26 protein-coding genes and 1 riboswitch are annotated in these 23,835 nt (G+C 44.0%); of the genes, 4 read left to right on the top strand and 22 right to left on the bottom strand.

Annotated elements, in window-relative coordinates:
* Nucleotides 1–5: 5 nt before the first annotated feature.
* From accB to EBO34_RS03130, 15 genes are all read right to left on the bottom strand, one after another.
* Nucleotides 6–512, bottom strand: coding sequence for an acetyl-CoA carboxylase biotin carboxyl carrier protein (accB, locus tag EBO34_RS03200; RefSeq protein ID WP_122896501.1), 507 nt, complete (start codon nucleotides 510–512; stop codon nucleotides 6–8).
* A 294-nt stretch (nucleotides 513–806) separates the two neighbouring features.
* Entirely contained in the window at nucleotides 807–1,130 is a 324-nt protein-coding gene (locus EBO34_RS03195) for a hypothetical protein (RefSeq protein ID WP_122896500.1), read from the bottom strand.
* Nucleotides 1,131–1,383: 253 nt separating this feature from the next.
* Entirely contained in the window at nucleotides 1,384–1,983 is a 600-nt protein-coding gene (locus EBO34_RS03190) for a SpoIIIAH-like family protein (protein ID WP_122896499.1), read from the bottom strand.
* On the bottom strand, nucleotides 1,984–2,658 hold the full coding sequence (gene spoIIIAG, locus EBO34_RS03185) for a stage III sporulation protein AG (protein WP_122896498.1): 675 nt from the start codon (nucleotides 2,656–2,658) through the stop codon (nucleotides 1,984–1,986).
* Nucleotides 2,651–3,328, bottom strand: a complete 678-nt coding sequence (spoIIIAF, locus tag EBO34_RS03180; RefSeq protein ID WP_122896497.1) for a stage III sporulation protein AF — start codon at nucleotides 3,326–3,328, stop codon at nucleotides 2,651–2,653. Before spoIIIAF ends, spoIIIAG begins: the two co-directional genes overlap by 8 nt.
* A 23-nt stretch (nucleotides 3,329–3,351) precedes the next feature.
* Complete coding sequence (spoIIIAE, locus tag EBO34_RS03175) at nucleotides 3,352–4,551, bottom strand: stage III sporulation protein AE (RefSeq protein WP_249413983.1); 1,200 nt, start codon at nucleotides 4,549–4,551, stop codon at nucleotides 3,352–3,354.
* Nucleotides 4,552–4,566: 15 nt separating this feature from the next.
* A complete protein-coding gene (gene spoIIIAD / locus EBO34_RS03170; RefSeq protein ID WP_122896496.1) occupies nucleotides 4,567–4,956 on the bottom strand; it encodes a stage III sporulation protein AD in 390 nt (129 codons plus the stop codon).
* A 12-nt stretch (nucleotides 4,957–4,968) separates the two neighbouring features.
* Nucleotides 4,969–5,175, bottom strand: a complete 207-nt coding sequence (gene spoIIIAC / locus EBO34_RS03165) for a stage III sporulation protein AC (protein ID WP_122896495.1) — start codon at nucleotides 5,173–5,175, stop codon at nucleotides 4,969–4,971.
* A gap of 19 nt (nucleotides 5,176–5,194) precedes the next feature.
* Nucleotides 5,195–5,707 (bottom strand): stage III sporulation protein SpoIIIAB, encoded by a 513-nt coding sequence (gene spoIIIAB, locus EBO34_RS03160; RefSeq protein WP_122896494.1) that lies wholly within the window; start codon nucleotides 5,705–5,707, stop codon nucleotides 5,195–5,197.
* Nucleotides 5,704–6,639: a stage III sporulation protein AA gene (spoIIIAA, locus tag EBO34_RS03155; protein WP_122896493.1), complete on the bottom strand. Its 936-nt coding sequence runs from the start codon at nucleotides 6,637–6,639 to the stop codon at nucleotides 5,704–5,706. Before spoIIIAA ends, spoIIIAB begins: the two co-directional genes overlap by 4 nt.
* A 78-nt stretch (nucleotides 6,640–6,717) precedes the next feature.
* On the bottom strand, nucleotides 6,718–6,999 hold the full coding sequence (locus EBO34_RS03150) for a YqhV family protein (protein ID WP_122896492.1): 282 nt from the start codon (nucleotides 6,997–6,999) through the stop codon (nucleotides 6,718–6,720).
* Nucleotides 7,000–7,355: 356 nt separating this feature from the next.
* Nucleotides 7,356–7,913 carry an elongation factor P gene (gene efp, locus EBO34_RS03145; RefSeq protein WP_122896491.1) on the bottom strand — a complete coding sequence of 186 codons (558 nt, stop codon included), beginning with the start codon at nucleotides 7,911–7,913 and terminating at the stop codon, nucleotides 7,356–7,358.
* Nucleotides 7,914–7,949: 36 nt separating this feature from the next.
* A complete protein-coding gene (locus EBO34_RS03140; protein ID WP_122896490.1) occupies nucleotides 7,950–9,017 on the bottom strand; it encodes a M24 family metallopeptidase in 1,068 nt (355 codons plus the stop codon).
* Nucleotides 9,014–9,451: a type II 3-dehydroquinate dehydratase gene (gene aroQ / locus EBO34_RS03135; RefSeq protein WP_122898479.1), complete on the bottom strand. Its 438-nt coding sequence runs from the start codon at nucleotides 9,449–9,451 to the stop codon at nucleotides 9,014–9,016. The genes EBO34_RS03140 and aroQ overlap by 4 nt, the downstream gene beginning before the upstream one ends.
* A gap of 65 nt (nucleotides 9,452–9,516) precedes the next feature.
* Nucleotides 9,517–10,029 (bottom strand): YqhR family membrane protein, encoded by a 513-nt coding sequence (locus tag EBO34_RS03130; protein WP_122896489.1) that lies wholly within the window; start codon nucleotides 10,027–10,029, stop codon nucleotides 9,517–9,519.
* Between the two features lie 280 nt (nucleotides 10,030–10,309).
* On the opposite strand from EBO34_RS03130, the gene EBO34_RS03125 reads away from it, so the two are divergent.
* From EBO34_RS03125 to EBO34_RS03115, 3 genes are read left to right on the top strand one after another with little or no spacing between them, the layout of a single operon-like run.
* Nucleotides 10,310–11,215 carry a DUF1385 domain-containing protein gene (locus EBO34_RS03125; protein ID WP_429699428.1) on the top strand — a complete coding sequence of 302 codons (906 nt, stop codon included), beginning with the start codon at nucleotides 10,310–10,312 and terminating at the stop codon, nucleotides 11,213–11,215.
* A 37-nt stretch (nucleotides 11,216–11,252) separates the two neighbouring features.
* Entirely contained in the window at nucleotides 11,253–11,642 is a 390-nt protein-coding gene (locus EBO34_RS03120; protein ID WP_122896487.1) for an SA1362 family protein, read from the top strand.
* Between the two features lie 48 nt (nucleotides 11,643–11,690).
* Entirely contained in the window at nucleotides 11,691–12,512 is an 822-nt protein-coding gene (locus tag EBO34_RS03115; RefSeq protein ID WP_122896486.1) for a hypothetical protein, read from the top strand.
* Here EBO34_RS03115 and EBO34_RS03110 read toward each other — a convergent pair.
* From EBO34_RS03110 to EBO34_RS03095, 4 genes are all read right to left on the bottom strand, one after another.
* Nucleotides 12,509–13,405: a patatin-like phospholipase family protein gene (locus tag EBO34_RS03110; RefSeq protein ID WP_122896485.1), complete on the bottom strand. Its 897-nt coding sequence runs from the start codon at nucleotides 13,403–13,405 to the stop codon at nucleotides 12,509–12,511. The genes EBO34_RS03115 and EBO34_RS03110 overlap by 4 nt on opposite strands.
* A gap of 376 nt (nucleotides 13,406–13,781) precedes the next feature.
* Nucleotides 13,782–14,213, bottom strand: coding sequence for a transcriptional regulator MntR (gene mntR / locus EBO34_RS03105; RefSeq protein ID WP_122896484.1), 432 nt, complete (start codon nucleotides 14,211–14,213; stop codon nucleotides 13,782–13,784).
* A gap of 209 nt (nucleotides 14,214–14,422) precedes the next feature.
* Nucleotides 14,423–16,993, bottom strand: a complete 2,571-nt coding sequence (locus tag EBO34_RS03100; RefSeq protein WP_249414055.1) for a vitamin B12-dependent ribonucleotide reductase — start codon at nucleotides 16,991–16,993, stop codon at nucleotides 14,423–14,425.
* Nucleotides 16,994–17,452: 459 nt separating this feature from the next.
* Nucleotides 17,453–18,286: a lipoate--protein ligase family protein gene (locus EBO34_RS03095; protein ID WP_122896483.1), complete on the bottom strand. Its 834-nt coding sequence runs from the start codon at nucleotides 18,284–18,286 to the stop codon at nucleotides 17,453–17,455.
* 161 nt (nucleotides 18,287–18,447) lie between these two features.
* Here EBO34_RS03095 and EBO34_RS03090 point away from each other — a divergent pair, with 161 nt between their 5' ends.
* Nucleotides 18,448–18,822, top strand: a complete 375-nt coding sequence (locus tag EBO34_RS03090) for a rhodanese-like domain-containing protein (RefSeq protein WP_122896482.1) — start codon at nucleotides 18,448–18,450, stop codon at nucleotides 18,820–18,822.
* Between the two features lie 763 nt (nucleotides 18,823–19,585).
* Here the strand turns inward: EBO34_RS03090 and gcvPB are convergent.
* Genes gcvPB through gcvT form a run of 3 tightly spaced genes read right to left on the bottom strand, consistent with a single transcriptional unit; the run spans nucleotide 19,586 to nucleotide 23,516 of the window.
* Entirely contained in the window at nucleotides 19,586–21,046 is a 1,461-nt protein-coding gene (gene gcvPB, locus EBO34_RS03085; protein ID WP_122896481.1) for an aminomethyl-transferring glycine dehydrogenase subunit GcvPB, read from the bottom strand.
* Nucleotides 21,043–22,386, bottom strand: a complete 1,344-nt coding sequence (gene gcvPA, locus EBO34_RS03080) for an aminomethyl-transferring glycine dehydrogenase subunit GcvPA (RefSeq protein WP_122896480.1) — start codon at nucleotides 22,384–22,386, stop codon at nucleotides 21,043–21,045. Before gcvPA ends, gcvPB begins: the two co-directional genes overlap by 4 nt.
* A gap of 29 nt (nucleotides 22,387–22,415) precedes the next feature.
* Nucleotides 22,416–23,516 carry a glycine cleavage system aminomethyltransferase GcvT gene (gcvT, locus tag EBO34_RS03075; protein ID WP_122896479.1) on the bottom strand — a complete coding sequence of 367 codons (1,101 nt, stop codon included), beginning with the start codon at nucleotides 23,514–23,516 and terminating at the stop codon, nucleotides 22,416–22,418.
* A 204-nt stretch (nucleotides 23,517–23,720) separates the two neighbouring features.
* Nucleotides 23,721–23,812, bottom strand: a riboswitch (glycine riboswitch).
* Between the last annotated feature and the right edge of the window lie 23 nt (nucleotides 23,813–23,835).

The raw sequence follows: 23,835 nt of genomic DNA, 5'->3' as shown, positions 1-23,835 counted from the left end.
ATCCCCTACTCAGGTTTCACCAGGAAGAGTTCTTGTCCATACTCCACCAGCTGTCCGTTTTCTACAAGGACCTCAACGATTTCACCTTTCACTTCAGCTTCAATTTCATTCATCAGTTTCATCGCTTCAACGATACAAACAACAGAATCCGGCTTCACTTTATCCCCAGCACTTACGTACGGACCAGAGTCAGGCGACGGTGCCTCATAAAAAGTCCCCACCATTGGAGATGTAATCGTATGTAGTCCTTCTCTCGAGGATTCTTTTTTCTCAGGTTCTTCCGCTTTAGGCTGGGATGGAGCCTGCTCTTTTTGAGGTTCACTTTGAACAGCAGGTGCCGGCTGGGCCTGTGGTGCTGCCACTTCTCTGACAACTGTCTCAGTCCCTGTTCCTGCGCCTTTGACTTGCTTTCTCATCGTGATTTTTTCTCCATTTTGCTCGTACTTGAATTCATCGATGCTCGACTGGTCAATCAGTTTAATTAATTCACGGATTTCTTGAATTTTTAACATGAATTGTCACTCCTTGTTCCTGTCTTTTCATTTGTTGCATGTTTAAAGGTTGTGTTTTCTTGTCGCTCTTTTCGTAAAGATTGTTGATATTAAACTTTCTTTTTATAGGATGTATTATGAGCAAGTCCTAATTTTTATGCTACCTTACTTTTTTACAATTGAAAAGTATTTTCTAAGAGATACAGCAAATGTCCGGTCCCTCTTACTGCAGCTGGTTATTAAATTACCAGCCCGCCACCTTGGCGGAAGCGCTGTCATTCTTGTGGAAGAAAAACCTTCTTCAGTTGAAGAAGGTTACTGTTCAATTTTATATTCTCTGAAAACCGGGATATCAGACAGGTTGTCCGGAATCTTACCTTTTTCAAGAAGAATGATTTTAACTGTATTTTTGTTTCGTGCCATATGATATTTTTCACCATATTCATTCTGCTGGGTATACTGCTTCAGGCTATGGTAATCATCTTCCTGAATCGAAATCGGATCTTCCAGACCTTCTTCAGGATCAGCTTCCTGCACAAATCCTACATCAAACTCAACAATCTGAATTTTATCGTTCTTAATGTTTCTCGTTTGTTCCAGGACGGCTTTGGCACCTTCTGTTAAATCAGACCATTCCATTTGGATCTCTCCCTTAAATTGCGGTTATGTATTAACGCTTCATCTCCATGTTAGCATTTCCAAGAGCTAATTATACCACTTCACGAAAAGAAAATCATTATTTCCATAAGGAAAAACAGGCATTTCTCTGCATGCTGCTAAAAAGAGGACCACTCATAAGGTAAATTGCGCCTTATGTGTGGTCCTCCCATCAATGAGCGAATCCGCTTCCCTCTTTATAAAATGCCGTCTGGAGTGTTCGTGGGAAAATTGATTAGTTCGACTGGTATCCTACGCGGATGTTTGATACACCCAGTTCTTCATATGCCATATTGTTTATCTGAACAGCTTCTTCTTTGGAAAGGTCTTCAGCTTTCACGTAAATTCGCACCTGGTCTTCTTCTGTGATTACAAGAGCATCTTCATACCCTTTTGCTTTAATTAACGTCTCAAGTACTTCTTCTTTCTGTGCCATTACCTCTAGTGCCTCAATTCCGTCGAAGGCCTGACTCTGTACTTCAGCACCTGCATCAGCTGAAGCAACCACCGCTACATAATCTTCTTTCATTTTCCCTCTGGCATCCTGCCTTTGAAGGCGGATCGTATCGAACATCTCTTCTGTACTCATTGATCCGTAGAGCGTGCTTTCTGTGTTTACATTTTCTGCTTCTTCAATTTCAACAAAGGTTACATTTTCATCATCAAGAAGCTGCTCTTCAAGATCTCCTTCACTGTCTGCATTTACTGCCTGATCTTCATTGTTTTCAGGGACACCTGCGAAATCCTGATTGTTAATGTTAATGTAGTAAACCGATAAAACAATAATCAGACTTAGCATTGTGAGTAACCACACTGTTTGACGTTTTAATACCATTTACAATTCCCCCTCATTTTTTTTCGGCATAACGGAAACCCGGTGAGATGGTACATCCAGTGCACGGCTGACTGCTTCGACAACCGAGGTTTTGACTTGAATGTTATCCACCCCCTTTGCAACAATCAGAACACCTTTCACGTCGGGCTTTTCCACCCGCTGGATCAGCGGCTCTTCTTTATCGCCGCTTCGTATAATAACCACTTGCTCATCTTTCGTAACATCCTGGACCTGTCTTTTTCCTCCTTCACGATCCGTTTCATCTGTTGTCTGTTCTTTTGAATTTATGTTGGTCTGGTAGACTTGTCTTTCTGTCTCTGCCAGATTGACAAATACGGTAACCTCCGAGACACCCATCATCTGTTCCAAAGCTTTTTTAAGCTGGGCTTCATAAAGAGCTTCATAGTCTCCCATAGAAAGCGGTCCATCCGAACCGGACGATTTGAAAACCGGTTCTGCTTCCGGCTCTTGTTTTTCACTTTTGTTCTCCGTCTCCAGCCCTGATACAGGGAGCATGGATTCATCATCCCCGCTTTCGGTAAACACATTGCTTACAATCATAAAGAAGATTCCAAGGAAAAGGAGCAAAAGTAAGTATTTGACATTTACTTTTTTCCATTTCCCAACATCTTTATATCGGTCCAACCAAGTAGAATTCGTCTTTTTATCAGTCATCTTCCCCTCCTCCTTTCAACTCCAGTAGAATATTTTCACTTGGGATCTGCCACTGAACCGACAGGAAGGCTGTAATCTCATCAACTTCATGAACATCTGCCAGTACCGCTGCATCTTCTTTTTCGTCACCAGATCCATCTCCCACAGGGTGGATTACAACCGTTTCTACAAGTGTAATCCCGTCTGCCTGACCTGCGTTTACTTCCTCTTCCGCCTCTTCACCAGCAGGTGCAAGCACTGCCCGTACCACTTTCAGTCCAGCAAGAATGTTTTCATTTTCCTGAAATTCCTCCAGTTCAATCGTCACTTCCTGTGGCACGAGTCCGAATTGCTGCTTCAAAGGCTCTTTTGCTTCATTCTTCATTTGGACAGCCACTTGTTCAGAAATATATGCAAGTCTTCCCTTTTCTATTTCCACTTTTTTTCTCTCTATTGAAGTTTCTTCATCAGGCAGATCTCCATCCACCCATTCCGATACAGAGCTTAACCAGTCTTCAGGGTCGGTTTTAAATACAGTCAGGATCGGCTGAATCATAACCATGAGAACCATCAAACCTACTACGAGTTTTACATACCGCTGCAGACTCGAATTTGGCAAAAGCAGCTCCAAAATGGCTGCAAATAAAATCAGCAGTATAATATTGGTGATCCATTGCGTGATATAAGCCATATGGAGCCTCCTTCACCTGGGTTTTAACGCATCATTAATGACAAATTTCCAGAGATAATGATGATGGTAATTGACAGAAAGAACATGAGACATACTGCTGATAGGGCTGCAAACACATATATGACAGATTTTCCGATGATTGATAAAGAGGCGATGATCGGTCCTCCGCCCAGAGGCTGGAGAACCGCTGATGCAAATGAATAGATCAATGCCAGGCTCAGCACCTTCAATGCCGGAAAGATACAGATCAGTAAAAGGATAGCAAGTCCTGCCACTCCAACTGTGTTTTTCACCAGGACAGAAGCCCCCATTACAGTATCAGCTGCATCTGTAAACATCCTCCCTACCACCGGCACAAAATTTCCTGTAACAAACTTTGCAGTTCTGATCGCAATCCCATCTGCAACGGCGGCAGTTGCCCCCTGGACGGAAATGACACCCAGAAAGATGGTCAGGAAAATCCCGAGGCCCCCAACTGCTACATTACGGAGGAGGTTGGCAAGATTGGTTACCTTGTAATGTTCAGTCATGGTACTTACAATACTCAGAAGGGCTGACAGAAAAAGCAGCGGAAGTACAAAGTATTGAACAAAGAGGCCGCTGGTATGAACCAGAAAAAGGATCATCGGATGAAACAAAGCCACCGATGTCACACTTCCTGTGCTGGCCATAAGAACCAGCAGAAGCGGCAGTAACGAGACCATAAAATTGGACATAGCTTCTATTGTCTGCTGAGTAAACTGAATTGCAATGTGAAAACTGTTTAAGGCGATAATAAGAAGGACCATGTAAGTAATGGCGTAGGCAACTTTGCTGATCGAGTGCTTTTCAAAAGCCTGTTGGAGCTGTGCTAAAATCATACTGAATATGGCCAGGAGAATAAGTGTTCCAAGGAGTTTTCCGTTCACAATAATTTCATGAAATAAAAATTTTATAAATCCCCATAACCATTCCTTAATCGAGAAGGGCTTGTCTGACTGTAGAAAATCAAGGAGTGACCCTTTATGGCTTTCCGGGAGAAATCCACCATATTCTTCAAGAACCTCATCCCAATAAGCTCTGATGTCATCAATCCCCAGTTTTTCAAGCTGATGTTCAACGAACTCCTCCTGGTTCATCATTTCCTCTGTTTCTTCCTCAGCCATCACAGTGCCTGGAAGAAGGAAAGAGAAACATATAATAAACAGAAGAATCCTCAGCATATTTCCTTTGCAGCGAAACATCCCTTTCCCTCCTCTCTATGAAGGCAGCAGCCCAATGACGGTTTCAATAATGACAGAGATGATCGGGATCGCCATTATCATAATAAGCACTTTCCCGGCCAGTTCAATTTTCGACGCAACAGCACCCTGGCCTGCATCTTTGGCAATCTGGGCACCGAACTCAGCAATATAGGCAATTCCAATGATTTTTAAAATCGTTTGAACGTAGACGAGGTTGATGTTTGCATTGTCTGCAAGTTCTTCAAGCATCCCTATAATCGTGCTGATTTTACCCACAAGGAAGATGAAGATGACAACTCCGGCAAATACGGTAAGCAAAAAGGCAAATACCGGTTTCTGTTCTTTAACCACAAGAGCAAGAAATGTCGCAATTAACCCGAGGCCTACAATTTGAATGATCTCAATGGCAACCGCCCCCTAACCTTGGAAGAGGAATACACTGCGGATCGTCTGGAACAAATCATCTACTACCGAAGCGACCATGTACAAAACAACTACGAAGGCGACCAAGGTAACCCACTGTGCCATATCATCCTTGCCCATCTGTTTTAACACCGTGTGCATCATGGCTACGACAATTCCCACCCCTGCAATCTGAAAAATCAAGCTGATATCATAATTCATTATTAAACTCCTCCCCAGGCTAAATCATAATAAGGGCAATCAGGATCCCGCATAAAAAGCCGAGGCTTTTATACATGGATTCATGTTTCTTCTGGTTTTCTCTTGCGTCTGATTCCTGTTGTTCCAAATATTTTAAAGCGAGGCGCAAATGCTTACGCTGATTTTCCAGGTCCTGCAGACCGAGTGTCTGCCCAAACTGAAGCAGTACGTCCCATTCCCCCTGTTTAAACTCAAGTATCAGCCTCATCTTTTTTATCGTTTCTCCCCAGACTTCAGACGCGAGCTTTTCTTCTTTATCAAGGTTATCTGCAAACGTTCGAAACAGCAGGCCAACCGGATCTCTCACTTGCTTTGCCACCCGGTAACATGCTTCTTGTAAAGGGGTTAATCCGTATACCATTTCTGTTTCCAGTGCTTCAAGAGCCACTCTTACATCCTTTAACTGCCTTGTGCGGAGCCTGAGCCTTCTTGACCATTCCCAACCAATGGCAGTTGTTGCCGCAATAACCAGCAAAATTCCCGCCAGCTTCATTTCACCCTCACCTTCAATTCCTTTTGCTCCCGTAAAACAGGAGGATTCGGATTCTGCTTCCTTGTCATGGCTGTAAGTTCAATGACAGTCTCAAATGCCCTGTGATCAAATAATGTCTTTAAAGCAGGTCTTTTTCTCACATCTTCAAGATTTTGACCATGAACAGAGGCAATGACAGTTACACCGGAATGTATGGCTTCCAAAATGGCTTCTGTATCTTCAGCCCGTCCTATTTCGTCAACAATGATAATGTCCGGGCTCATAGAACGAATAAGCATCATCATCCCCTCCGCTTTAGGGCACCGGTCAAGTATGTCCACACGTGTTCCAAAATCATGCTGGGGAACTCCCATTACACAACCGGCAATCTCTGATCGTTCATCAACAATGCCGACTGTTTTAGGTTTCAGGCGTAATCCTTCCCCTTCACTTGCGATGCGCGCAATGTCCCTTAGCAGTGTGGTTTTCCCAGTCTTGGGAGGACCGACAATAAGCGTGTGCAGCCATTTGTCTGACTCGGTCATTTTTTTTAGATACGGAATTGCTGCTCCTTTCGTCTGTCTGGCGATTCGTATATTAAACGAGCCAATATCCCGAATACCTTTTACAAATCCTCTTTCTGTGACAACCCTCCCTGCCAGACCGACACGGTGACCTCCGCTTATCGTGATATAGCCCCTCTTTAATTCTTCTTCGAGCCTGTATACGGAGTGCCCGCTTAAATAGCTGAGAACAAAAGCACCATCTTCCTCAGTTACGATGTAAGGCCTCCCGGAACCCCACGGAAGAAGAAACGCATTGTCCGCTGTCAGGATCTCCAGTGGTCTTTGAACCCTAATTCTGATTTCTTCTATCGAATGACGAACCTTAAGGGGTACGCTTTCTATTTGTTCTCTGATTGAACCCGGGAGAACTGTAAGAACTTGCTCCACATTTTCACCTCACCATCTGCATATAAGAGGTTTTACTAGTTTGAATTTATGCTTGAAACAAGTGAATATTCATAACAGTCAGCTTTTCACACCAATAAGAATGAGTAAAACCCCTCCGAAGATAAGGGCGATCTTTGTAAACGAAAGATCATCTGCCATGGCGTAGACACCAACAGCAACTGATAAAATCAGCACCGACGGTCCGATTACTGCCAGAGCAGCATTGAGTACGAGCGCTTTTTCCACACTGTTAAATTTAAAAATCAGTCCTGCAACGGTGAGTTCCGCCAGGCCGGAAAAAATACGCAGACAAACCATGATTAAAACAGCTGCTTCAATGCCTGTAATCCAACTTTTCATCCACTCACCTCGTCAAAGTCCACTTGGTCTATGCTATGAGCCTTGTCCCTAAAAGAGAACCTCCCGGACCGTGGGGTCGACCTTGGGGTCCGACCTTGGGGTCTGTCCCCCGAACAATTATGTAAATCTGCAATATGAGGAGGAATGTTAAAAAGAGGGTATTTCATAAGAGCTGCCTTATGAAATACCCTCTCAGATTAGAGCAAATGGATGACACTGCTTCGGGAATTGCGTTTTCCGGATGATTTCACCAGAGGACGTATAATACCCCTTCGGAAAAATGGAATGATCAGCTATACAAAAAGCTATAAATATAAAAAACGCCCGCACTAAAATGTGCGGACGCGCTTTTGAGTTTATGCTCTTGAAACGTATTTACCTTCACGAGTATCAATGATAAGAATGTCTCCTTCGTTTACGAAGAAAGGAACCTGAACAGTAAGACCCGTTTCAAGTGTCGCAGGCTTCGTACCACCTGAAGCTGTATCACCTTTAATACCCGGTTCTGTTTCTGTAACTTCCAGCTGAACAGATAAAGGTACGTCAACTCCGATCGTCTCACTCTGGTAAGTAAGAACGGCTACTTCCATGTTTTCCTTAAGGTATTTAAGCTGCTCCTTGATTTGGTCTGTTTGGAGTTCCAGCTGCTCATAAGACTGGTTGTCCATGAAAGTGTGTGTATCACCACTGGAGTACAGGTACTGCATTTTGCGGTTTTCCATGTGGGCTTTGGCTACTTTTTCACCGGCACGGAACGTTTTTTCCTGGATGCTTCCGTTACGGAGGTTACGAAGTTTTGAGCGAACAAACGCCGCTCCTTTCCCTGGCTTAACGTGCTGGAAATCAATTACTGTCCAAATACCGTTATCAACTTCAATCGTCAAACCTGTTTTAAAATCGTTAACTGAAATCATTCTTAGTTCCTCCTGAATCGAACGTGTTTTTAGTTTTTACTCACCTAAAATCAGCAGCTCTTTTGTGGATTTTGACAAACATTCATTGCCATCCTCTGTTACGATTGTATCATCTTCAATACGGGTTCCACCAACACCGGCTACATAAATACCCGGCTCGACGGTAACAACCATTCCCGGTTCCAGCACGGTGTCGGATTTGAATGACAGGCCTGGTCCTTCGTGGACTTCAAGGCCTAACCCATGTCCGGTCGAATGCCCGAAGTACTCACCATACCCTTTTTCTTTAATGTAATCTCTTGTAAGAGCATCGGCCTGAATACCTGTAATCCCCGCTTTAATACCTTCCATCCCTTTAAGCTGAGCTTCCAGAACCGTGTTGTAAATCTTTTTTAGTTCATCACTCGGCTGCCCTACAGCGACAGTTCTTGTGATATCTGAACAATAGCCTTTATAATAGGCACCAAAATCCAGTGTTACAAGCTCGCCTCGTTCGATCGTCTTGTCACTGGCGACACCGTGAGGTAAAGCGGACCGGTATCCTGACGCCACAATAATATCAAAGGATGAAGATACAGCCCCTCTTTTTCTCATGAAAAATTCAAGCTCATTGGAGACATCAATTTCCTTAACACCAGGCCGGATGTAACTTTGGATGTGAGAGAAAGCAGCATCTGCGATTTCAACTGCTTCACGGATAATTTGTAGTTCCTCTTCATCTTTAATCATCCGAAGCTTTTCGATTACCCCGCTGACAGGTATAAATCTGGTGTCCTTAGCGGCGTTGTAAGTTTCATATGTACCAAAGGTCATATGGTCTTTTTCGAATCCAAGTGCAGAAATTCCCATCGCTTTTGCCTGTTTTCCAACCTCTTCATGGATCGGCCCGGTGTGCTGAACGATCTCATATCCGACTGCCTGCTCGTTTGCCTGTTCCACATAGCGGAAATCTGTAATAAATTTCGCCTCTTTTTCAGATACAAGAGCAACGCCTGCTGATCCTGTAAACCCTGTCATATAACGTCTGTTGCTTGCACTCGTAATTAACATGCCTTCAATTGACTGTTCTGAAAATCTTGCTCTTAAGCTTTCAAGTCTGGTCATGATTTGTTCCCCCTCTGAAAATAATCAAGCGCCATTTTGTAGCCTTCGAAGCCAAAACCACTTATTTGTCCTGCACATACTGCTGCAGTAACGGAAACCTGCCTGAAGCTCTCTCTTGCATGGACGTTTGAGATATGAACTTCAACAACCGGCTTTTCAATTGAAGCGATAGCGTCACGAATTGCGTAACTGTAATGCGTAAAAGCTCCCGGGTTGATAATGATGCCGTCAAACTCACCGGCCGCCTCATGGATCCATTCAATGAGCTCACCTTCGTGGTTGGACTGTTTTGCTTCTACTGATATATTGTTTCCCTTACCATATGTAATCAATTGCTCTTGGAGGTCTGATAACGTTTTAGAGCCATAAACGTCAGGTTCACGCAAACCTAGACGATTTAAATTTGGTCCATTAAGAACGAGAATTTTCATCAGCCTGTCACACCTCCCATGCTTCGATAAAAAATAGAATGTTCCACGGAACATTCTACCATAGGTCTTCAGCTTTGAATAGATTCACCTTCATGCACAGTCCGTTCATGATACTCATATGCCACAGAGTATCCTATAAAAGCTCCATATAAAATGTACAGACACAAAGAGGTAATGATGGTGTTGATATCCAGCTGTGTGAGAGGCTTCAGTCCTGGAAACATCGGGTTAAACAGTCCGAACACCAGCGCCCATAAAACAAAGCCAAAAACAGCTCCCGGCCAGAGTTTATTAATTTTAGCAAGAATCAGCCGGTAAATAAACGCAACCCCGATTGAAACGACACCAATGGCAATAATCCCGACAAGCTGTCCAAGCCAGCCGTTCTTCCAGTCCGGAAGTGCCCACGGCATCAGGATAAGGGCAGGTCCGACCCGGATAAAGTTCAAAGTAAACGAAAGATACCCTATGATACTCCAGAAAACCCCTCCAAAAAAGCCAATCATGGCAACCATTCCATGAAAAGAATTCGATTCTTCTTTTTGTTCCTGTTCCTTTTGATTATTTTTGTCTTCTGACATACTGATCACCTCAAGCGCTAGTATGTCCGTTTTCATTACTTTTAACGTTTTGTTTTCTTTAAGGAGTGTATGCTCTCAGGTACAGGGGAATAATACAAGTAGGATTTATCAGGATTAATACGGTGCTTTTTAAACGTAATCATTTGATCATTGGAGGTATTCCGCTGTTTCATGTAGAATAGTAAGGTATAGCTTTACAAAGAATAGAAATTGTTAAGATAGGCTGGTGACATCATTGAGTAAACAAAACCAACCACCTGCATACGGCGGCCAGGCTGTTATGGAAGGGGTTATGTTTGGCGGAAAACATACAACTGTAACTGCCATTCGCCGGAAAGACAATACCCTTGATTTTTTTGAAGTAAAAAAGAAAAAGCGGCCATGGGTCGAAAAGCTAAAGAAAATTCCGTTCCTGCGAGGTGTTGCAGCGATTGTTGAAGCAAGCGCCAACGGAACAAAACACCTGAATTTTTCCACAGAACGGTATGACGTCGATCCGGAAGATGACGATAAAATCGAAACGGTTGAACAATCTTCAAAGATGACGATGATCTTAGGCGTTGCGGCGGTAGGTGTTCTTTCTTTCGTATTCGGAAAGCTCATTTTCACTGCTCTCCCTGCAACCCTTGCAGAATTGTTCAGACCGGTGGCACCAGGTCACGTGGCACAAAACCTGATTGAAGGGTTTATTAAACTCATCTTCCTTCTGACTTATATTTACTTAATCAGCCTCACTCCGATGATACGAAGAGTGTTTCAGTATCACGGAGCTGAACATAAAGTCATTAATGCTTTTGAAAATAAGAAGCCGCTGACCGTTGAGAATGTCCAGGCTCAGTCCAGACTTCACTACCGTTGCGGCAGCAGCTTTATTCTTTTCACAGTAATTGTCGGTGTGTTTATTTATCTGGCTGTTCCCTCTGAACCTTTATGGGAACGCCTTACGTACCGGATCGCCTTAATCCCTGTTGTGCTCGGAGCTTCCTATGAAGTACTTCAGCTTACAAACAAGGTGCGTCATATTCCGGCCCTTAAGTGGCTGGGTTATCCGGGCCTCTGGCTGCAGCTCCTTACTACCAAGGAGCCCAAGGACGCTCAGGTCGAAGTTGCCATTGCATCGTTTGAGGAAATGCGAAAACGGGACGACGCTTTCCCTGAGGATAATCTGGAAGATCGCATCGTATGATAACAGTAAAATGACAAAAGCTCTTGGAGGTGGATTTATGCTTCGCCAATCTTTTCATCCCTTGTTACTTGTCATGTTCGGTCTTGCAATACTCGGCATTGGCAGCAGGCTCGTTACGGACCCTGCCGGTTTCTTTGTCGGGATTTTTGTAACCATCGGTATTGTCACGCTTCTGTTCCTCCTGTTCAGACATGTAATTATGCCGAGACTTTCAGGTTCCGGCTATGGCAGGCAGTACGCTGCAACTGCCCACAAAGCCCAGCCGAGTCCTGGAACGTCGTCATTAAAAGCCGCAAAAAGCAGAAAAGTAAAGCAGGAAAAAAAGCGGAGCCAGAGACCGCTTATTAAGCGGCAATCTGACGTTCAGCTTCGTGTAATTGAGGGAAAGAAAAATAAGAGTAAGAAAAAGAACCGAGCATTATTCTAAACGCTTGGTTCTTTTTCTTCTTAAATTTCCATATCAGGAGGAAAATCGATGACACCTTTTAACGAATCTCTCCCCTACCTTACTTCTGAATTCATCTTAGTTACTGAACTTGAAATCATTTTTCTTGTTTTAATCGGACTTATTTTCTGGGCTGTAAACAAAACGATCGGATTTCAGCTCTTTTTTCTTCTCGCTTTTTCTGTAACCATAAGTAACATCATTCAGCTCTTCTTTCCAGGCGTTATCATCGGCAGCACCTGGGTGCCGCTTACACATCTGCCAGTGCAGGCAGTAATGACTTTTTTTGCTTTTTTTATACCGCTTACAAGGAACAAACTCGAACTTTCAGCATCAGTCGCCCCTATACTCGCGTTTTCAATTACGTTTCTCTTTTTTACAAATGCATCAGTGTTTTCAATCGTAGGTGCCATTATCATTGGCGGATTTATTGTTTATGCATTTTACAGAAGCTTTGACTGGATCGGCTCTATGCCTGACAGGTATGTGATGGTCTTTTCCATTATCCTCCCAGTTTTTCTTACGGCCGTCATTTATCCAAACACCCAGGCTCTTCTGCATACCGGTTACCTCCTCGGTGCAGGAGTGGGTATTTCTCTGGAATTTATTAAAGTCCGAATGAGTATTCCTTCCGCTACTCTAAGAAAACGGCTCACGGCAAGTGCATTCGGTCTTTTCGGTATCGCGCTTTTTAAAATATTTGCTCCGTTTTTTTTCTCGTGGCTCCCACTCCCTCTGTTTACAATGGGCGTCATTATCGGGCTGTGGATTACATTCATTGTCCCTCTCCTGCTTGTTGTAACAAAGTTCTATAAACAAGAAGGGGTTACCCAGATTCTTGAATCACGTTAGTTGCTCCAGCGTTTCAGAAAATCAAAAGTACTGGTCTCCCCTAACTGAATCAGGGATTGTTTCTGCTCATCCGTAAGGGCAAAATCTGTTGTTTTTACATCCTTTACAGGTATGAATACGATATCCTTTGCCAGATCTCTTGAGATATAACGCTGATCATGAGCCGTTCGCATCGTTTCAACCATGGCATAGGTAAACTGCATGGCGTTTTTAATCTTTCTTGGGTTCTCACTCTCCTCCTCGAGAGTCGGGCTCAGGCGAAAGCCAAGAACCGGTCTTGTAAGCCTTTTTTGATTTCTTTTCTTAAAAACCCACATGGGGAAGTTGCTGAGTACACCGCCATCTACAACATAAGAAGGCTTTGCTGTACCATCATAGATTTTAACCGGCTCAAAGAAGAAGGGTATACTGCAGCTCATCCGAATAGCCCGTGCGACAGAGAACTTTTCAGGGATTCTCCCGTATAGAGGAAGGTCGTCAGGGAGAACGACAAAACGCCCGTTTGTAATATCTGATGCCACCATCCTCAGCGAGCCCGCAGGCAGATCCTCGAAAGTAGATACCCCCTTGGACTTCAACGTTTCTACCATCCACTTTTCAAATTCATTTCCTTTGTAAAGTCCAATTTTTTTATACATTGTCAGCCATCTTAAAAAAGGAAACGGAAACATCGACCTTCGTGGATCGAGAAGCTGGCGAAGGTCCATTTCTTCAAAAAGGTCAAATATTTCCCCACTGGTAAAACCAGCTTTAATAAAAGCTGCTGTAATCGCTCCTGCGCTTGTTCCGGCAACCCTTTCAAACTCAATCCCCTTTTTTTCAATGGCGTTGAGGGCCCCAACAAACGCAAGAGCTCGCACACCTCCGCCAGCAAAAACGCCATCTATCTTCACAGGCCACTCCCCCTTTATTCCATTGTAAGGGTGACATAACAAAAAAATGCTCGCTTTTTGGTAATACAACTCGTCTAAATCTTGAAGTCTCGGGCACTCCTGTTTTATTTCTTTTTTAGCACAAGCAGCAATCTTTACGAATAGATCCTTCACAAAAACCACAATCATTGTGAACACAGACGTTGGGAGCAATATATTCCCACTATGGCGTATGGGCGTATGGTATGCGGTCTTTTTTCGGCTGAGTTATCCTGTTCCTCTTATCTTCACAACGCACCGTGCGAATTTATATTTGAATGAAGGGATATAACACCGTTTCTAATTCTTTTTCAAGGCAGCCGTGAGTCCAACCAAAAAAAAGCAACCATAACCAGCGTTATGATTGCTCCTGTTCTTCACTTTTCTTTTGTACAAGCCGGAGATCGTCCACACGTTTAGGTTCTTCATCAAAATATTGAACAAGGTCTCCAATCCGGTCAATCGCATCCCAACTGAGGTGATGCTCAATCCCCTCTACGTCCTGATAGATTGTTTCACCATCCACACCAATGATTTTCATAAATTCTTCCAATAATTCATGTCGGTATACAAGGCGCTTGCCGATCTTCTTACCCTTGGGCGTCAGTACTAACCCACGGTACTTTTCATATATAAGATAGTCTTTTTTATCAAGCTTTTGAACCATTTTTGTAACCGATGACGGGTGCACCTCAAGTGACTCGGCAATATCAGACACACGTGCATAGCCTTTCTCTTCGATTAACAGGTATATTCGTTCCAAGTAATCTTCCATACTCGGTGTTGGCATACTGTCCCCTCCAAACTTCCCCCGCTTAAAACACCCTGCATCCTGAACACCAAGGGTAACAGTGCGCTTGAAAGCAAAAACAGTCTTTTCTCTGTTTCTTAGTATACTACAAATAAAACCGCCGGACTACCTCGCTCATGTACAGAACAAAAGAGGCTGTTCAAAAGGGAGGGGTCCCCCCTTTTAAAACAGCCTCTTATTTTATTCCATTATAGTCCGCACTTCAACTGTGCATTACAGTTTGTACATGTGTTGCATCCGCCAAGGTCTTCTACTGTTCCTTTACGGCAGACAGGACACTTGTCTCCTACTTCATTTCCGTACTTTACTGATGTAGAGCGTAAGTCGGAAATGGTATTTAGGAGAACCACTTTCCCTTTTTCCTGAGCATGATCGGAAAGCTTTTCTGCTGGTTCGTTCATGTCATTTTCTTCAGCTTTAAGGGTAAGAACCTGTGAGTCACGGCTTCCGTCAACATAAACCGTTCCACCTTTCGCTCCTCCCTTATAAAGGCGCTCATAAACTGATTTTACCTGATCAACCGTATATCCCCGCGGGGCGTTTACTGTCTTACTGAGTGAACTGTCTACCCAGCGCTGAATCACACATTGTACGTCCGCGTGAGCTTCCGGTGAAAGTTCCATACTTGAAACAAACCATTCCGGCAGCTCATTGGGATCCACATGCGGGTTCGCATCCAGGTATTTCTGAAGAATTTCCGCTTTTACTTCAATAAATTTACCGAGGCGTCCGCTTCGGAAATACGAAAAGGAAAAATATGGTTCAAGGCCGGTACTGACACCGACCATGGTTCCGGTAGATCCGGTGGGAGCCACAGTCAGAAGGTGAGAGTTTCTAATCCCGTAATTCTTAATACCTTCCCTGATATCTTCCGGCATCCCCTGCATGTAGCCAGTTTCAGTGTAGGCGTTACGGAGTGTTTTTGTTTCCCAGTCTGATTCACCGGTAAGGAATGGGAAGCTTCCTTTTTCTTCTGCAAGCTCAATGCTTGTACGGTACGCGGTTGTTGCAATCGTTTCAAAGATTTCATCCACGAGCTTGTTCCCTTTTTCCGATCCGTAAACCGTCTCTGTCAGAATGAGCAGGTCATGAAGACCCATCACACCAAGACCGACACGGCGCTCACCCTTAGCCTGCTTAGTGTTTTGTTCCAGGAAATAAGGTGTTGCATCGATAACGTTATCCTGCATTCTGACACCGGTGGCTACCGTTTGTTTTAACTTTTCAAAGTTCACCGTTTTTGTTTCCCTGTCTGCCATTTCCGCCAGGTTAACAGCAGCAAGGTTACACACACTGTATGGCGCAAGAGGTTGTTCCCCACACGGGTTTGTTGCAACCACTTTTTGTCCGTACGCACTTGCATTTGTTTTCTCATTGGCGTTGTCAATAAAGAAGATGCCAGGCTCGGCTGAGTAGGTTGCACAGACGTTAATCAGATTCCATAGCTCTTTCGCTTTGATTGTACGGTATGTTCTGACACCAAACCCGATAGCTTCCCACTCACGAACGTCCCCATACTCATGCCAGTCACGGTTGTATGCTTCCATCTCTTCTCTTGAATAATTCTCTACATCAGGAAAGCGAAGGGCGTACTCACTGTCATTTTCAACAGCCTCCATGAATTCTTTTGTAATGCAGACGCTGATGTTGGCCCCGGTAAGGAATTCGGAGTTGTTCACCGTGTAGGTGCCGCCGGTGCGGAGTTTCTCTTCTGCTTCAGCGATGACCTTTACGTCGAACCCGCCCTGGCCTTCTATCGTTTTATAGTTAACAATGCTCTGATACATTGCCTCTTCCACTTCAGTGAGCGGCGTGAATTTAAGCTTGTCTTTTACAAGACTCCGGATCTGCTCATCTTCGGTATTTTCAAGTAAGTATCGTAAAATACGGGGATTCTGCATTTTCGATATGATAAATTCCAGAATGTCAGGGTGCCAGTCAGATAACATAATCATTTGAGCACCACGTCTTGAACCGCCCTGTTCGACAAGGTGAGTAAGCTTCGCGATGTCATCAAGCCAGGAAACAGACCCTGATGATTTCCCGTTTACTCCTCTGGCCAGGGTGTTTCTCGGTCTGAGTGTTGAACCGTTCGTTCCCACACCACCGCCCCGGCTCATAATCTCCATGACCTGTTTGCGGTGTTCAGAGATCCCTTCACGGGAATCGGCTACAAACGGCATCACATAGCAGTTAAAGTACGTAACATCCGTACCTGCCCCTGCTCCGTAAAGTACACGCCCTGCAGGTACGAAGTTCATATTCACCAGTTCGTGATAAAACTTCTGAAAGCTTTCTTCCCGTTTAACCGGGTCAGTTTCTACTTCTGCCAGGCCCTTCGCATTACGCTTGGCAATCTGTTCGTAGTAAATTTCAAGAGGCTTATCAATCGTATCAAGAGAACGGGTTACAACTCCTGTTTCTTTTTCTTCTGCATTATCCAGTACGCCATGGAACTCCTGGTCAACCTGGATTCTCGCTTTACTTTGGATCCAGTCGACTTCAAGAACATGGCCGTATCCTCTTGCAGGAAACTTCGGATCTGCCTTCACAGTCAGCACGACAAAGTCTCCTTCTTTCAGTGTCTTCTTTTCTGTATCTTTAAACGTATAGCGGTCCAGCATAACCAATCGTGATACTCCGCTTTGCATTTTGTTCATCTCAGGAGTGATTGGAAACACTTGCGGGAACTGTTCAATATCCCGGTTCAGTTCCTCAACATTAATCGACATAGCAGACATAAACGTTGTCACATGCATTCTCCCCTTTGCTTTCTTTATAAAATTCTTATGCGTATATCTGGTTGTCAAAGATCAAACGCCACCTATATATAGGTGACGGATGGTAATCTTTGGTGTAATTAATCTTGTTTCAGCTTACCATAGTTTTCTGTACCCATCAATATATTGTGTTAAACATTTTATCAAAAACACTATATATTGCGTTTTGTGTAAAGAAAAACATTTTTGTCAACTTTAAAATTCCTCATTCGGTAGAGGATAAATGAGTAAATCAGACATTTTTTGCGGAAAAACGCTGATTTCGACTAAATTTGTTGATTGCATTTTTCTTCAATGACTTTAATTCTTCTCATCTTAAATAACAGCGCAAGATGAAATGTTACCACATTTTTTCCCTGTTGAAAATATAAATGAAGGGGTCCAAATTAAGTTAATAAATTGAAAAAACCTCACACCATAGGTGCAAGGTTCAAAACATTAAGATTTATAGTTCCAATCATCTGTTCCGTACTTTCTGTAAGCAAGTACCTGAACTTCCTTTTCCTGTTCATCAGTAAGTACAATATGCTCAAGGCGAACGTTCAACCCTTTTTCAAAGCCTTCTTTAAAAACTTTCTTTGCCTTTTCTACAGGAACTTTTTTACCTAACAGTTCCTCTATGGCTACCGCCTTGTTCTTAAAGCTTCGCTGCATCCGTTCCCTCACCCGGTCATTTGGGTAGTTGAACACATCAAACAGCTTGTCTTCATTCAATGACAAGATGATTGAGCCGTGCTGAAGAATAACCCCTTTCTGACGGGTCTGGGCACTGCCGGCAATTTTTCTTCCCTCCACAACGAGCTCGTACCATGATGATGCATCAAAGCATACAGCCGACCGTGGATTTTTCAGGTTGTTTCGCTCCTCTTCCGTCCGGGGAATGGAGAATCCTGCATCAAGTCCAAGTTCAAGAAACCCTTCAAGAAGTCCCTGGGATATCACCCGGTATGCTTCCGTTACCGTATCCGGCATTTGTGGATGATCTTCACTGACAATGACGCTGTATGTAAGCTCATCTTCATGCAAAACCGCTCTTCCCCCTGTGGGTCTTCTTACAAAACCAAGCCCGTGCCGATTTACCGCATCCATATCAATCTCTTTTTTTGCTTTTTGGAAGTAGCCTACTGACAATGTCGCCGGATTCCACCCATAGAAACGAACAGCAGGCGGAATCTTCCCTTCCCGATGCCAGTCCATCAGCTTTTCGTCCAGCGCCATATTATAATAAGGATTTTTATCCCCTGAATCGATAAAATACCATTTTTCTTTCATATCAGTTCCTCACTTTGCTGATGACGTCCCGTCTATCATAACGAATTTTCCCTCTTATGACAAAAGGTTCGTTTAATACGATTGCAGTTTAAGCTGTTTCCATATATCATTACTAGAGGAGTGCTCAACAGAGACAATTTAGAAGGAGTGGAATACGTACGATGACACCATGGATTCTTGCTATTACTACTGTAATTCTTATATTCTTTATCGTTTCCCGTGTGATCAAGCCGAAATACCTGAGATCACTGGAGACGGAAGAATTTAAGAAAGACTATCGAAAAGCCCAGCTTATTGACATCAGGGAAGAAAAAGAGTTTAACACTGGACACATTCTGGGGGCCCGGAACATTCCATTGTCACAGTTGCGGCAGAGACAGACGGAAATCCGCCCGGATAAGCCGGTTTATATTTACTGCCAATCGGGGGCCCGTTGCATTCAGGCTGCAAAAGTTCTTAAAAAGAAACGCGGTGCCGAAGATATTGTCCAGCTCAAAGGCGGATTCCGCAAATGGACAGGGAAAATTAAAAAATAACGGCAGGGAGATCGTTCATTATGAACGGTCTCTTTTTCTTGTGGCTTTTGTCAGGTGTTGATTTACACTCCCTGCACTCCCTTTCCGCAGGGAACCGGTGAACCTCGTTGCAAGCCTCTGGAGTACCCCTGCTTCTTTTCCTGACAATAATGCTTCGTAGCTTTTTACACCTAAGATACTCGAAGTTCATTCGTAAAGTAAGAGCTCATTGTTCCCGAAATAATGTCCTCCATTCACTGGAATCAGCCTCTTCAAAGGCTATTTTCGTATTAATTGTTGCTATTTACACTTCCTTTAGAGTAGTGGAAAAGAAGATGAAGCCTACGTGCCCTTCGCTTTCCGTGGCGGTGCCGGCAAGCCTCCTCAAGCTAAATTTCTGCGGGGTCTTGCCGGCCACAGGAGTCTCAGGCACTTCGGCTTCATTACCTTTTTCAGCTAAAGCAACAACCTTTACGAAAAAAACCTTTTAATAATTCAACTACGATCTTTAAGTCAAAGACCCATGATAATTAAATTCGCACCATAGGAGGCCAAAATATATAAGCGGTCTTTTTTCGGCAGAGTTATCCTAGTTCACACCGCATCGTAGTTGAACCGAAAACGTGACACTTGTGAGAAAGTCAAGACTGACGCAACCACGCAAGAGCAAAGCCGGGAACAGCCTTATTAGTTACTGTTAATCCCTTTTGCCTCCATAAAAATTATCAGAGGTCTGATACCTCATTACACAAAAAAACGCCCCGTATATGAGGCGTTTCCTGTTCTATTCCTTGGTATATCTTAATACCGGCTTTCTCGCTGCTGTTGTTTCATCCATACGGCCGATAACGGTTGTATGAGGAGCTTCCTGAACAATCTCAGGGTTTTCTTCTGCTTCTTTTGCAATTTGAATCATTGCATCAATAAACTCATCAAGTGTTTCCTTCGATTCTGTTTCAGTAGGCTCAATCATGAGGCATTCTTCCACATTAAGAGGGAAGTAGATTGTAGGCGGATGATACCCGAAATCAAGAAGACGTTTTGCCATATCAAGGGTACGAACACCAAGTTTCTTCTGGCGGCGCCCGGATAATACGAATTCATGCTTACAATGCTGCTGATAAGGAGCGTCGAAGTATGGCTCAAGCTTTCTGAACATATAGTTCGCATTCAGTACCGCATACTCAGATACATTGCGAAGTCCGACTGGTCCCATTGTACGAATGTACGTATAAGCACGTACGTTAATGCCAAAATTTCCATAATAAGGCTTCACCCGTCCGATTGATTCCGGAACATTATACTCAAAACGATATTTATCTCCGTCTTTAACGATAAGTGGTGTCGGAAGGTAAGGAACAAGGTCACTTTTCACACCAACCGGACCTGAACCGGGTCCACCGCCTCCGTGTGGCGTTGTAAAGGTTTTATGCAAGTTTAGATGAACAACGTCAAATCCCATATCTCCCGGTCGTGTAATTCCTAAAATTGCATTGGAGTTGGCACCATCATAGTAGAGTTTTCCTCCAGCTTCGTGAACAATGGTGGCCATTTCCACGATTTCTTCTTCAAATAATCCGAGGGTGTTCGGATTAGTAAGCATTAATGCCGCTGTATCTTCACCCACTACTTCACGGAGGTGATCCAGATCCACAAGACCCCGCTCGTTCGAACGGACGGTCACAGCATCAAAACCTGCAACCACTGCAGAGGCAGGGTTTGTTCCATGAGCAGAGTCAGGAACAATCACCTTTGTACGGTTAAAGTCTCCGTTTGCTTCATGGTAGGCACGGATCAGCATGAGGCCGGTCCATTCCCCGTGTGCTCCTGCAGCAGGCTGAAGAGTAACCTGGTCCATTCCTGTAATTTCCTCAAGAGACGTTTGCAGCTTATGCATAAGTTCCAGTGCACCTTGAATGGTTTTCTCTTGCTGGTACGGGTGAATATGAGCAAACCCGGGGTACCGGGCTACATCTTCGTTAATTTTCGGATTATATTTCATCGTACAGGAACCCAGTGGGTAGAAGCCTGAGTCAACACCGTGATTCCGTTTGGAAAGCGCTGTGTAATGGCGCATAATCTGAAGTTCGGACACTTCCGGCAGCTCCGCTTCTTCTTTGCGCTGATAGGCTTGCGGGAGTAATTCATCCAGGCTTTTCTCGGGAATATCCATCTCCGGCAGACTGTGTCCGATTCTGCCTTCCTGGCTTAGTTCGAAAATTAATGCTTGGTTTTCGCTGCTCATTTTGCTCCCCCCAATACAGTTGCTAAATGATCGATCTCTTCTTTTGTTCGAAGCTCGGTAAATGCAAGTAGCATTTGATTCTCTTTTTCAGGATAATGACGTGACAGATCAAATCCGCCGATCATCCCTGCATTTAGTAATTCATCGTTTACTTCACTCACTGGCTTCGGAAGTTTCACTGAAAACTCATTGAAAAATGGGGTACCATTGACGACTTCCACACCTGCTTCAATAAGCTTTTCCTTGGCATAATGAGCTTTTTGGATGTTCTGATAAGCCATCTCTTTTACACCGTTCTTTCCAAGTGCTGTCATGGCCACACTCGCACCCAGGGCATTCAGAGCCTGATTGGAACAGATGTTACTTGTGGCTTTGTCACGACGGATATGCTGCTCACGTGCCTGCAGGGTCAATACAAATCCTCGTTGTCCTTTATCGTCTGTCGTCTGTCCTACAAGACGTCCAGGGACTTTTCTCATTAACTTTTTTGTGGTGGCAAAGTACCCGCAGTGAGGTCCCCCAAGCTGTGCCGGAATACCAAATGGCTGAGCGTCTCCTACCACCACATCGGCATTAAAAGCTCCCGGCGGCTCAAGAACACCAAGGCTCACCGGGTTTGATGAGACGACAAACAGCGCTTTTTCTTCATGTGCAACCTCCTCAATTGCTTTTAAATCTTCTACATTACCTAAAAAGTTCGGATACTGAACAATGACACTTGCCACTTCTTTATTGTAAAGTTCTTTCAGGTGGGACAGGTCGGTCACACCGTCTTTTTCACGAACTTCAATGACCTCAATTCCCTGCCCCTTCGCGTTTGAAATCAGGACTTCACGGGCTTCCGGATGTACAGTTTCAGAAACGAGGATCTTTTTCTTCTTTGTGTGAGCAGCACTCATCATACCTGCTTCAGCAAGAGCTGTAGGGCCGTCATACATGGATGAGTTAGCAAGGTCCATACCTGTAAGTTCTGCGATCATTGTCTGAAATTCAAAAATTGCCTGAAGCTCACCCTGGGAAATCTCCGGCTGGTAAGGTGTATATGCCGTGTAGAATTCAGAGCGGCCGATTACGTGGTTGACGATGGATGGAATGTAGTGTTCATACACGCCTGCTCCTAAAAAGGACGGGTAGTCCTTTGAATTATAGTTACGGTTTGCAAGACGCTGCATTTCTTTAACAAGGGCGGTTTCATCCAGGGCCTTCTCAATTTTCAGATCCCCGTTGTAGCGGACCTCTTTAGGGATATCATTAAACAGCTCTTCAACTGAATTGACTCCGATTGCTCCCATCATTTCCTGTAAATCTTTTTCAGTCATCGGTAAATAACGAAATGTCATCCTTTTTCTCCCCTTCCTGTTTGTTTGATCTAGTTGGATTTTTTATAAAATGGTGTTGCTGCAACTACTGCTTTCAATCTACGTTTTCTAACCTGAACTTCCACTTCTGTTCCGATAGCAGTGAAGTCTTTATCTATGATGGCAAGCCCGACATTTTTTTTCAGTGTCGGAGATTGTGTCCCTGTCGTTACAAAACCAATTTTTTCTCCGTCACTGTTGAATACTTCATAATCTGTACGAGGGATGCCTTTGTCGATCATTTCAAGACCAACGAGTTTTCGTGAAGGCCCGTTGTCCTTTTGTTCCTTCAGGACTTCTTTCCCGAAAAAGTCAGCTTCTTTGTCGGTTTTGACAGCAAAACCGATCCCTGCTTCAACTGGTGTGATATCCTTTGTCAGTTCCTGTCCGTAAAGAGCAAGGCGCGCTTCAAACCGCAGTGTGTCGCGTGAACCCAGTCCACATGGTTGGATGCCTTCTTCTTTCCCTGCTTCTAACAGGAGGTTCCAAAGAGTGGCTGCTTCTTCAGGCTTACAGTAAATTTCAAAGCCGTCTTCCCCGGTATATCCCGTTCTGGATACAAGGGCTTCAACACCGCCGATACTTACGCCATCACGGAATTTAAAAAATGTAATGTCAGAAAGAGTTGTATTTGTTTCTTTTTGAAGAACTTTCTCTGCAAGAGGACCTTGAATAGCAATCTGTGCATAATTTTCACTGACATTAACTATATTTACATTCTCAAAACCTTCTGCACGGGAGACAAGCCAGTTGTAGTCCTTTTCAATATTGGATGCATTCACAACGAGGAGGTAATCTCCTTCTCCACGTTTATAGTAAACGAGATCGTCAACAGTTCCGCCGTTTTCATAGCACATAGCTGAATACTGGCAGCCCCCTGTTTTCAGCTTTTCAACGTCATTTGTAAAGACACTCTGAAGAAAAGCTTCAGCTCCGTTTCCCTGCACATCGATCTCTCCCATGTGAGAGACATCAAAAAGGCCAGCTTTCGTCCGGACAGCTTCATGCTCATCTTTAATGCTTGAAAATTGAACCGGTAAATCCCAGCCGCCAAAGTCGATTGTCTTCGCCTGATCTTTGTACACATCGTATAACGGTGTTTTATTTCCCATGCTCCTTGCACCTCCGGTTAGTAGACAGCGCTTCCACCGCTGCTTTTATGCTCTTCTTCTCTTCCCTTTTCCCATCAAAAAAGACAGAGACCTCCCTTTTAATATGGTGAGGTCTCTGTCTGATGTACCTGAGAGTTTCCTTTCCCTGAATAAAGAAAGTGTCCCCATGGGTGTCCCGTCTGTTACGGGCCCTTTCCAGAGTTGCGTCTAACAAGAGTCTGTTTGCCTGAGAGATTCACAGATCCCTGCTTGCTCCTTCGGCGTCGCTTATATACGAGCTCTCCCCTTGCTTTCATTCGCCTGATATGTAATTGACCAA

It is taken from the genome of Alteribacter keqinensis (assembly GCF_003710255.1).
In the GTDB taxonomy this organism is placed as follows: Bacteria; Bacillota; Bacilli; order Bacillales; family Salisediminibacteriaceae; genus Alteribacter; species Alteribacter keqinensis.
The sequence above is the reverse complement of the archived record's forward strand: the minus strand, read 5'-3'. Positions and strand labels throughout refer to the sequence as shown.